The following is a 10625-nucleotide window of genomic DNA, read 5'->3' on the forward strand; positions in this document are numbered from 1 at the left end:
ACACTGCCGGTCCGACAGTGTCCAGCACTCGATAAGTATCTCGCTTAGTCCGATGATGGAATCGGTTTCGGTTGCTGAAGCTCTACTTCCTTAGCGCAGCAACTCACTTCACCAGGTCCGGCCTTGATGCACAGTATCTCAGTCCCACAGGTCGGGCACTTGTATCTCTTACCCAATTGACTGGCCACAGAAGTGCCTCCTTCGTCTTTCGGTGTTGTCTACTTTTTCAACTCCATTGGCTGGCCGCAGCAGTGGATTTCACCGGCACCCGCCTTGGTAACAATGAACTCACTGCCGCACTTGGTACAATGATACCTTTTGCCTATCTGGTTCGCCATGCTATGTCACCCTCCACAGGGAACTCTTCTCGGCTCTATTATAAGACTTACTTGTTTTCGCAGTCAAGGTACTGTACTAGCTCAGGCATCTCAGACACACCTTGGCGCAACCGAGGCCAGGTCTTGGCGCAGCCGGGACTGCGCAAAGACACATCATTCACCCATGACCTGAAGGACTAACTGTCTTGAGCGAGGCCGGTTATCGAAGTCCACCAGGACAATCTGCTGCCAGGTACCGAGGGTGAGCCTCCCACCATTGAACGGTACAACCAGCGAGCAACCCAACATCGAGGCACGGACATGCGAGTAACCGTTGCCATCACCCCAGCGGCGGTCATGGGCATAAGGTATGTTGCGCGGTACAACACGCTCCCAGGCCTGCTGCAAGTCGGCAATGACACCGGACTCGTACTCGATGGTGGTGACTCCGGCGGTGGAACCGGCCACGAACACGGTAACAGTGCCGCTGTCTATACCCGATCCAGCGACCTGGCTGGCTACCTGAGACGTAATATCGACAACGTCACACTCTCCACCGGTCTGAAGGCTTATCCTGCTGGTGACAATCATAGTGAACCTCCTGTGCGTGTGAGCCGATTCTAACCTCTCACCCTCTGTCTCAATCTACAGCACCTTGATATTCCTCAGGAATCCACCAACCCTGAACCCCTCAAAGTTATGGCTAAGTAAGAGCTGATGCAGTTCATAGGGTAAACTAACATCGGTATCCAGCGCGATGATGCTGCAATTCCTGTCGAAAATCTCTTGTTCCTCTCCGGTGAGTCCTCTTTCACCGTTGATAACTCTTATTGCGGTCTTCGGACCAATGCCCTTTACTCCATCGATGTTATCTGATTTATCCCCGACAAGTGCCTTGTATTCAAGGAATCTGGATGGGTGAACCCCATATTTATTCTGAACCATGGCTTCATCGAGCAGAATAGACCTTTCCCCATGATAACCGAATACTGTAATCTTATCAGTAACCAGTTGAAGAAAGTCGGTATCAGACGAGGCAATTACTACTTCACAATCAGACCAAGTGGCAAAGCTCGCTATCATGTCGTCTGCTTCAGAGCCTGGCTGCTCAACATAGTTGATATGCAGGCTGCAAAGTGCTCTCTTGATGTCAACCAATTGAGTAAAGGGGTTCTCTCTATCAGGCTCACCACTGAAATCGTGTCTGTTCTGCTTGTAATGAGCATACAGACCTACTCTTGATGGTTCCTCCTCCGGATCGAAGACTACCAGAATATGGGTAGGCTCTACTTCCTTGATGATTTTAGTCATAATGCCAATGAAGCCTATGACTCCCTGTACGGGTCTACCATCTGGAAGCAGTCTCTCTGGCACTCCGTAGAATGCTTTGAAAAGAATGTTATGACCGTCTATGAGCAGAAGCCTTTTCATACTAACTCCCGACACTTGAAAGAAGCGGGGCAAAGTTGGCGAAAAAGGGTCGAAGCCCCCCTGAGACGCTTGTTACAGGGAATCAAGGGCGTCCCACACTATCTCGTCCAGGCCAAACACCGGGCCGTCGGTGCACACCTGCTTCAGGCCATTCCTTGTCTTGATGGTGCAGGCGTAGCATATACCGCGTCCGCAGCCCATCCTGGTCTCCAGGGACACCTGCACCGGCTTACCGGCGAACATCTCCACCCGCGACGCCATGTCACGGTACATCTCCGGAGGCCCGCAGGCGAAGACCTGGTCCGCCCAATCGATGTGTTCCGGTATCAGGTCAGTCACCAGACCCCGATAACCAACACTGCCATCTTCCGTGACGGCAACCTCTGCTATCCCGGTAATAACAGGACACCGGTCCCTGCTGGCAGTACCGTAGAGCAACCTTACGTTCTTACCCTGCCGGACAGCATCCTCGGCAAGGAAACAAAGCGGAGCAATCCCCATGCCGCCAGCCACCAGCAGCAGGTTCCGGGACTCAGGAGATGGTGTAAAACCATTACCCAGTGGCCCGATAACGTCGACACCATCACCTGATTCACGCTCCGCCAGCCACTGTGTCCCCTTCCCGATAACTGCGAACAGGAGGGCCAGCCGGTCACCCAAGACCCGGTGAACGCTGAGCGGCCGTCTCAGCACCGTCTCCTCACCGCACAACACCATGACGAACTGCCCCGGTCGTGCTGACGTAGCTATCTCCGGCGACTCAAGCCACGTCAGAAAAGTTCCGGGCATTACCTGCTTGCTGGAGATAACCCTGGCAATAGTCTGCTTCAATTCATTTTCCTTTCACTGTCACCCTGCGGCCTGAGAGCCGTTCGCTTCCAAGGGGGGCACCCCCTTGGCATCCCCCGTAAAGAGGGGTTCCACCCCTCTTTGACTCCCCAAACGGTGGGGAGGTAATCCCTGAGACGAGAGCCCTTCGCACCTTATGGGAAGGCCATGGTATGGAAGTGATGATGAGGATTTCAGGGAGGCAAACTGGCTCCTTCAACACGGGAAGTAGAAGACACCTACGATGGCCGCTATCCACAGCAGAATGAGTATTCCGTATATTCCTCTGATCGGACAGGAACCATCACCTCGCAGCTTCTTCTTGACCTCAATATTCAACTCTCCTTCTATGTCGCGCATCAAGCACTCATTACATCGCACACGCTTGTTCACTCTGTTAAGCCATGCCCATAGGCATACAAAGATACCTCCTGACGCTAGGCCCAACGCGAGAACTGTCCACTGAACAGTACTGCCAAAGCTGCTGCTCAGCATATAGGCGACGGCTCCTAAGAGCGCAGTGTTAATGCCTATGAAGATACCTACCACCGTCCAGTGAGCAGAAACCATAGAACTGCTGTCGTGCTGGCATACCTCGTATTGCTTTAGCAGCTTCTCTTCTCTATCCATTGGCTATCTCACCCCCTTATCTCTCTGCTTCTCAAGATTTCAATGTGCAGGTTAGAGGGGCTGCGCACCCTGTTAATCTCACTAGACTCTGTCTGTCATTGCGAGCCCTTCGGCGGAAGGGCGCGGCAATCTCACGGGGAAGGAGACTGCTTCGTCAGCGGGCCAGTCGCAATGTCCGTGCCGGCCCGCATTCCTCGCAGTGACAGTGGAGGCTTTGGTCCTGATTAAAACCGCACACTCTCGTCCCTGTAGACCACTCTTCCGCCGCAGATGGTCGCCATTACCCTGCCCTTCAGGGTACGCCCGGCCAGCGGGGTGTTCCTGCCCTTTGAAGCGAACTTCGCAGTATCGACCACCCATTCCATATCCGGGTCGATGATGACAATATCACCGGCAGCGCCGATTTCCAGCGTGCCGAGTTTACCGAAGCGTTCTCCCAGTAGTGCCGCCGGAGCAGAGGTGAGTTTCCTGATAAGGGTGGGTAAAGGCAAGCGACCGGTATGGACCAGGCTCATCAAAGCCCCGAAGGCAGTCTCAAAACCGCTGATGCCGGATGGTGCCTGCTCCAGCCCCCGATTCTTCTCCGCTTCCGTGTGCGGTGCGTGGTCGGTGGCAATAGCGTCTATCGTATCATCCACCAGCCCTTCGATAAGGGCTGCTATATCCTGCTCCGTCCGCAGTGGCGGGTTGACCCTGGCGTTGGCTCCGCAGGCGGCCACCTCTTCTTCGGTCAGTGTCAGGTGGTGGGGCGTTACCTCGGCGGTTACATTCAAGCCTTCATGTTTGGCACGGCGGACAAGCTCAACGGAGCCTTTCGTAGATACATGCGCCACGTGCAGGTGTCCCCCTGTCGAACCGGCCAGCCCGATGTTGCGCGCTACCATTATTTCCTCAGCCGCGGCGGGGATACCGCGAAGTCCCAGTCGCGCCGATACCACCCCTTCGTTGAGGACGCCGTCTCCGGTGAGGGCTTTGTCCTCGCAGTGCTCGATAACAGGCAGGTGTACCTGCAGACCTGCCTGCAGGTCAACTTCGCGGGCGCATTCCAGGGCACGCCTCATCAGTCCCGAGTCCGGCACGGGGTCGCCGTCATCGCTGAACCCGATAACGCCCACCGAGGCCAGCTCCGCCATATCCACCAGTTCCTCACCCTTCCGACCCTTCGTAATGCAGCCTACCGGCAGCACCCGGACCATGCCTTCTTCGGCAGCCGTCGTCAGCATACGTTTGATGGTGGCTCCATTATCCAGGGGTGGTTCCGTATTGGGCATGCAGCAGACGGTGGTGAAGCCCCCCCGGGCAGCCGCCAGGGTCCCGGTGCTGATGGTCTCTTTCTCCTCGAAGCCCGGTTCCCTGAGATGGCAGTGCAGGTCAACAAACCCGGGGCAAACAATGAATCCCTGCACCGGGAGAATATCACAACCGGACGGCGGTACAGCCTCTCCCGCACCCAGCCAGGAGATAGTGCCTCCATCGATAAGCAAGCTGCCGGTGCTATCTATCCCCTGAGCGGGGTCGAACAACCGGCCTCCCCGGACAAGCAAAGGCATCATCACTCCCCGGTGTCATTCTCCCCGTGTTGTGTCCCCGGATACCGTCTGGCCTTGAAACCGTGGGCTTCGGCCTCTTCCGCAGAAGTGAAGACAATCAGGTTCTCCGGCTTGATTCTCTTCGCCCAGTGACTGTCGGCGCGGTGGTATATCTTGTATTCCAGTGTACCCTCGTGCCAGTCCGTGGTGGCCACGTACTCCGGCTGGCAGCCATGCTCGCAGTAGACACACCGCAGTGTCAGCGGGTCGCGACTGACCACCTTGAACTCCGGCTTGAGGTACTGGGCCTCGCTTTCCTGTACCGATACACAGGCCGGATTGTTGCACCTCACTCCGCTGTCCCTCCGGTACACGGGGTACTCCACTCCCGACAGAGCAGGTCCTGTCTCACCCGACGCTGGCCATTCCCTGGCTCCCAGGAGCAGCGCCAGAAGCGCCATTCGTATCGGCACACCACGAGCCGCCTGCTTGAAGTATGTGCTTCTGGGGTCGGCGTCAATATCATAGGCAAGCTCGTCCACGCGGGGTAGCGGGTGCATCACAATCGTCTTGCGGAACTCCCTGCCCCTGAGGAGCTTCTTGTCCACCACGGGATACCTCTCCTTCAGCCCCTCTTGTTCCGTACCAGCGACAAACCTCTCCTTCTGTGGTCGGGTAACATAGAGGGCATCGACTCCCTCCCTCAATTCCGCTTCGAGGTTGATATTCGGCATCATTGCCAGCTGGTGGGGGCTGCTCGGCGTGACATACACCGCGTCCAGGGGAAAAGCATCCTTAACAGCACGGTCAGAGGCGGCAACCCGCTCCACCTGGCCACCGTATTCCGTGACCAGTTTCCGGACGATATTCTCCGGTACCTCGAGGCCGGGACTGGGACAGAAGAGGATATCCGCACCGAACTTGGCCAGGGCGAAAATAAGCGAGTGAATCGTCCGCCCATATTTCAGGTCACCCCAGAGGGCAATCCTCAGTCCTCGGATATCCCCTCGTTCTTTCCTGATAGTATAAAGGTCGCACAGCGTCTGAGTCGGATGCTGATGGCCGCCGTCGCCGGCATTTATCACCGGTATACCCGCGTAGTCGGCCACCACTCGGGCAGCCCCCTCCCACGGGTGCCTGACAACTATGATGTCGGCATAGCTCCCGACAACCCGGGCCATGTCAGCCAGGCTCTCCCCCTTGGCCAACGAGGATACTTTGGCATCGGCTACGGTGATGACATTGCCGCCGAGCCGGTGCATTGCCGTCTCAAATGAGAGGCGTGTCCGCGTACTCGGCTCAAGGAAGAGACTGGCCATTATCTTGCCCTGGCAGACGTTATACTGGTCCCCGATTGTGTCGGCCATCTCGTCGGTCATGGAAAACAGGGCTTCCATTTCCCTGTTGGACAGGTCATCCATAGTTATCAGGCTTCTATCTGACAGACCCATTATGCCTCCCTTCAGAACTGCCTACCAGCCCGTTGCTCAGGGCAGACGGAAGCTACCTTATCGGTGATGGACACCTCATCGACCCCGTCAGTCTCCGTCAACCTGACTCTGATATCTTCATCATGCGCACTGGGCACATTCTTACCCACGTAGTCGGCCCGTATCGGCAGCTCACGGTGTCCACGGTCAATGAGCACTACCAGGTGAATCGACTGAGGGCGACCGAGGTCAATCAGGGCATCCATGGCGGCACGAACACTGCGACCGGTGTAGAGTACGTCATCAACCAGCACCACCGACTTACCTTCGATACCGACCGGGATGTCGGTGTGCTGCACTACAGGCTGTTCACCAAGATAGGACAGGTCGTCGCGATAGAGACTGATATCGAGGGTACCAACCGGCAGTTCCGGCCCGCCAAACCGGGCGATATTAGCGGCGAGACGTCTGGCCAGTGGTGCCCCGCGAGTGTACATGCCAACGAACACCAGGTTCTCAAGCTCCTGGTTACGCTCGATAATCTCGTGGGCAATGCGTGCCAGCGACCGCCCGACATCCCCCGAGGTCATTATTACTCTATCAGGCATAAAAAAGACCTCTCGCTACGGCCGGCAAGAGGTCTTACTATCAGGCTCACTACTTCCCTTGCCAGCCTCACGGGACCAGCTTAAAGGCTCTACCGGTAATTGTACAACCTCGGCGGTACTATTGCAATAGTTCAGGGGGGCGGGAGCTACAGGCGAAACGACAGAATAGTGCCAGAAACAAAAAATCCGGGAAACAATTCGAGGGTGGTCAGGCGTGATTTGTTTTTCGAGTTATGTCTACTCAGAAGTAGATATGGTAAGTAGAAGGCAGAGACGGGCTTCTGGTTGTGTTGGTGACTGCATTCCCGCTTGGAGGGCGTGGGAGCAGGGAGCAAGGGGGTGTCCCGGTTGCACATGGCTCATCTGGGCCACACGGGATAGGGTAAATACAAATAGAGATTGCTTTAGCTTCGGCCTGCTAGCAAAGCCAGCAGGTAAGCTCGTAATGACAGGAAAGAAGGGGGATACAGGGTGATAGGGCGTACACCAGTGCGTAGGTTCTGTTGGGTGGAAGCCGAATCAAGGGGGACGCCCCCTTGAAATCCCCCTCAAGAGGGGTTCCGTCCCTTCTGAGGGACGCCCCCTCTTTAACACCCCAAAACGGTGTGAAGTCATACTTATCAGGCAGGGGTTGTTCGCACCTTAGGGAGTGTTGCATTATTCTGGTAAGAGCCTGGGGAAATGACCCGAAGCGGAGAGTTGTAGAGAGGCTTCGCCCCTTCTGAGGGGCGCTCTCTCTAACGCATTCTTCCCCTTCCCCGCTTGGGGAAGGGGATACAGGGGATGGGGCGTACACGCATGATTCGCTTCGGGTAGCCCAGCCAGGTCATGCCCCGCCGGACAGAGGGGAACGTCAAGGGGGACGCCCCCTTGAAATCCCCCTCAAGAGGGGTTCCGTCCCTTCTGAGGGACGCCCCCTCTTTAACACCCCAAAACGGTGTGGGGCTATTTTTGTCGGCGGGCGTCATTTGCACCTTAGGGAGTGTTGCATTATTCTGGTAAGGACTTGGGAAGAGGCGTCAAGGGGGATAGGTCGGTACATTCCAGACATTGGTGAAGATTATTTGAACACGTATCACCTGCCTTTCCGAACGAGAGTATAGTGCTTCCCGTTCTCCTTTACCAAACAGACATAAAGGTTTATAATATCTACTTGGAATGTCCTCAAGGAGGGTATAACGTGGTCGCTTTGTACATAACCTCTTTGGCAGAGGGCGGTGGGAAGACCACCGTCTGTGCCGGGCTGGCGCAACACCTGGTCAACGACGGTAAGAAGGTAGGCTTCCTCAAGCCAATCACACATGATGGTGCTGACAGCGACGCCGCGCTGATGAAGAGCATTCTCTCCCTGGATGAAGCCCCTGAGGACATCTGCCCAATCCTTGGAGACGCGAGCAAGCTGTCCGGTCCGGTCAAGCAGGCTTACGACCGGGTCGCCAAGACCAGGGATATCGTCATTATCGAGGGTACTGACGAACCCAACGAGACCGCCCGGAATACGGTGGCGGCACTGGATGCGAAGGTTATCATAGTAGATGGCCCTGAAGAGTCACCCGGAGACAGGATGGCCAAAGCCCGCAAGCTGTTCGGCGACCGCGTACTCGGCGTAGTCCTGAACAAGGTGCCGGCAAGCCAGTTAGAGCAGGTACGCAGCCAGGCAGAACCAGCCTTTGCTGCTGCCGGACTGAAGGTCCTGGCCGTACTTCCTGAAGACAGGGCACTCTTTACCCTGACAGTCGGGGAGCTGGCCGCGGGTATAAACGGGGAGATACTGAACAGCGCAGATAAATCTGAGGAGCTGGCGGAGAACTTCATGCTCGGAGCGATGACTGTGGACACCGGCCCGCTGTACTACGGCCTCAAGGACAACAAGGTAGCCGTACTGAAGAGTGAACGGGCCGATATGCAACTGGCGGCACTGCAGACATCCACCCGCTGCCTTGTCCTCAGTGGCGAGCAGCAACCGCTGGCACAGATTATGGGCCAGGCGGAGGACAAGAAGGTCCCCATTATCATGGCCAAAGATGATGTGGCCACCATTGTCTCTAACATTGAAGACGCCATGGCCAGGACCCGTTTTAGCGCGGAGAAACTGCCGCGACTCAGCGACATCATCGAGGAGCATCTGGATTTCCCGGCACTGTACAAGGGACTGGGCCTGGGCGCCTAGTCGGAGCCATAAGACACGAGGGCTGATGCCGTATATATATTGCGCCAGAATCTGGCGTGCCTGATTTGCCTTAGAGAATCAGGTAACCGGAAAAATCTTCTAGGGAGGGCTGGTGATTGAATGCACTAGGAAGACACTTATTGATGGAACTGGAAGACTGCAACGAGGAGATTCTGAATAACCTGGACACACTCAAAGAGGCTATGCTAGCGGCGGCCAATGAGGCCGGGGCGACGGTGATGGCAGAGTCTTTCCACCGTTTCAACCCGCACGGTATAAGCGGTGTGGTAGTCGTCGCCGAGTCCCACCTCTTCATCCATACCTGGCCGGAATATGGCTACGCCGCCGCCGACATCTTCACCTGTGGCACTACGGTGCAACCGGAGAAGGCAGCAGAGGTGCTCATTGAGAAGCTCGGTGCCAGGAAGCACTCCATACAGGAGATTGCCAGAGGCACCAGAATCACCGAGCGTGTCAGGTCAGGATAGGAACCATGGATAGCGACCCCGATAAATGGTTCTGGGATAGAGTAGGTAAACACCTGATTCAACTGCACAGCATCGAAGCGGTGCTGTATACCGGGCAGACGAAGTTCCAGAATATCGAGATTATCCGTAGCGGTAATTTTGGCAGGTTCCTGGTGCTGGATAGCAAGATTCAGTCCAGTGACGCGGACGAGTTTATCTATCACGAGGCACTGGTCCAGCCGCCAATGATTGCCCATCCCGGTCCTGAGACGGTTTTCATTGCCGGGGGTGGTGAAGGAGCGACCCTCAGGGAAGTGCTGTCCCACAGGACCGTCAGGCGGGCGGTAATGGTGGATATCGACGAAGAGGTTGTCGATATCTGCAAGCGAATGCTGCCCGAATACAGCCGTGGTTCCTTTGATGACCCCCGTACGGAGTTGTACCATACTGATGCCAGGGAATACCTGGCCAGCAGCAGCGAGTCTTTCGACGTGATAATCATCGACCTGCCCGAGCCCATAGAGGAAGGGCCGGCATACCTGCTCTATACGCAGGAGTTCTACCAACTGGTCCGGAACAAGCTGACCAGCAATGGAATTATATCCGTCCAGTCCGGCTCGGCATCCTGGACAGAGCTGGAAAATCTTTCTGCCGTATACAATACGCTGAAGAGCGTTTTTCCCATAGTCTGCGCCTACCAGGTGGACATTCCCTCTTTCGGTGGTCCCTGGGGCTTCTGCCTGGCATCGTCAAGCGTCAGCCCGTTCCCGATATCTGCCAGTGAAATAGATGAGCGCATTGCTGCCCGGTCGCTGGACCACCTGAAGTTCTACGATGGCCTGACCCACCAGGCTATGTTCAGCCTGCCCAAGCACCTCAGGAACGAGATTGCCAGGCCCGCCCGGCTGATAACCGACGACACTCCCCTGTACATGTACCAGAGCTAGTCATCCGTCTCACAATTGACTTGAAAACGCAGGCTGCCATCGTCAGACCAGCAAAGCCGTATCGCCGTATGCGAGACGCCGCGCCAGTTGTCATCCTGAGATTACCTGCTGGCAAAGCCAGCAGGCCGAAGCCGAATGGACCTTGGGGTGGTGGGTAATGGGTTCTCCTTCCCCATCCCTGATTCTTCGTCGTCCTTCGGGTTATTGAGAGGACGGACTCCTCCAGAATGACAAATGGCTTTACAGTCCCTGTCATTCTAGCAAGCCT

At 56.1% G+C, this 10625-nt stretch carries 12 protein-coding genes; 3 read left to right on the forward strand and 9 right to left on the reverse strand.

The annotated features are described in order from the left end of the window. Window positions 1-44 precede the first annotated feature (44 nt). The 9 genes from VMW13_02580 to pyrR all read right to left on the reverse strand — a co-directional run bounded on the left by VMW13_02580 (window position 45) and on the right by pyrR (window position 6773). Complete coding sequence (locus tag VMW13_02580; GenBank protein ID HUV43696.1) at window positions 45-188, reverse strand: hypothetical protein; 144 nt, start codon at window positions 186-188, stop codon at window positions 45-47. Between the two features lie 30 nt (window positions 189-218). Then, complete coding sequence (locus VMW13_02585) at window positions 219-338, reverse strand: hypothetical protein (GenBank protein ID HUV43697.1); 120 nt, start codon at window positions 336-338, stop codon at window positions 219-221. A 153-nt stretch (window positions 339-491) separates the two neighbouring features. Further along, window positions 492-908, reverse strand: a complete 417-nt coding sequence (locus VMW13_02590) for a secondary thiamine-phosphate synthase enzyme YjbQ (GenBank protein ID HUV43698.1) — start codon at window positions 906-908, stop codon at window positions 492-494. A 54-nt stretch (window positions 909-962) separates the two neighbouring features. Beyond that, window positions 963-1748 (reverse strand): 5'-3' exonuclease, encoded by a 786-nt coding sequence (locus tag VMW13_02595; protein HUV43699.1) that lies wholly within the window; start codon window positions 1746-1748, stop codon window positions 963-965. Between the two features lie 72 nt (window positions 1749-1820). Next, window positions 1821-2579 carry a dihydroorotate dehydrogenase electron transfer subunit gene (locus VMW13_02600; GenBank protein ID HUV43700.1) on the reverse strand — a complete coding sequence of 253 codons (759 nt, stop codon included), beginning with the start codon at window positions 2577-2579 and terminating at the stop codon, window positions 1821-1823. A 213-nt stretch (window positions 2580-2792) separates the two neighbouring features. Beyond that, window positions 2793-2936, reverse strand: a complete 144-nt coding sequence (locus VMW13_02605) for a hypothetical protein (protein ID HUV43701.1) — start codon at window positions 2934-2936, stop codon at window positions 2793-2795. Between the two features lie 494 nt (window positions 2937-3430). Next, window positions 3431-4756, reverse strand: a complete 1326-nt coding sequence (locus VMW13_02610; protein HUV43702.1) for a dihydroorotase — start codon at window positions 4754-4756, stop codon at window positions 3431-3433. A gap of 2 nt (window positions 4757-4758) precedes the next feature. Beyond that, the gene (gene pyrB / locus VMW13_02615; protein HUV43703.1) at window positions 4759-6186 is read right to left on the reverse strand and encodes an aspartate carbamoyltransferase; all 1428 of its coding nucleotides are present in this window, start codon (window positions 6184-6186) and stop codon (window positions 4759-4761) included. Window positions 6187-6197: 11 nt separating this feature from the next. Beyond that, window positions 6198-6773, reverse strand: a complete 576-nt coding sequence (gene pyrR / locus VMW13_02620) for a bifunctional pyr operon transcriptional regulator/uracil phosphoribosyltransferase PyrR (GenBank protein ID HUV43704.1) — start codon at window positions 6771-6773, stop codon at window positions 6198-6200. Window positions 6774-7953: 1180 nt separating this feature from the next. Here pyrR and VMW13_02625 point away from each other — a divergent pair. The 3 genes from VMW13_02625 (at window position 7954) to speE (ending at window position 10357) form a co-directional block, all read left to right on the forward strand. Then, the gene (locus VMW13_02625; protein ID HUV43705.1) at window positions 7954-8943 is read left to right on the forward strand and encodes an AAA family ATPase; all 990 of its coding nucleotides are present in this window, start codon (window positions 7954-7956) and stop codon (window positions 8941-8943) included. Between the two features lie 116 nt (window positions 8944-9059). After that, window positions 9060-9431 carry an adenosylmethionine decarboxylase gene (gene speD / locus VMW13_02630; protein ID HUV43706.1) on the forward strand — a complete coding sequence of 124 codons (372 nt, stop codon included), beginning with the start codon at window positions 9060-9062 and terminating at the stop codon, window positions 9429-9431. 5 nt (window positions 9432-9436) lie between these two features. Continuing rightward, on the forward strand, window positions 9437-10357 hold the full coding sequence (gene speE / locus VMW13_02635; protein ID HUV43707.1) for a polyamine aminopropyltransferase: 921 nt from the start codon (window positions 9437-9439) through the stop codon (window positions 10355-10357). Window positions 10358-10625 lie beyond the last annotated feature (268 nt).

The organism is Dehalococcoidales bacterium, assembly GCA_035529395.1.
Lineage (GTDB): Bacteria > Chloroflexota > Dehalococcoidia > Dehalococcoidales > Fen-1064 > DUES01.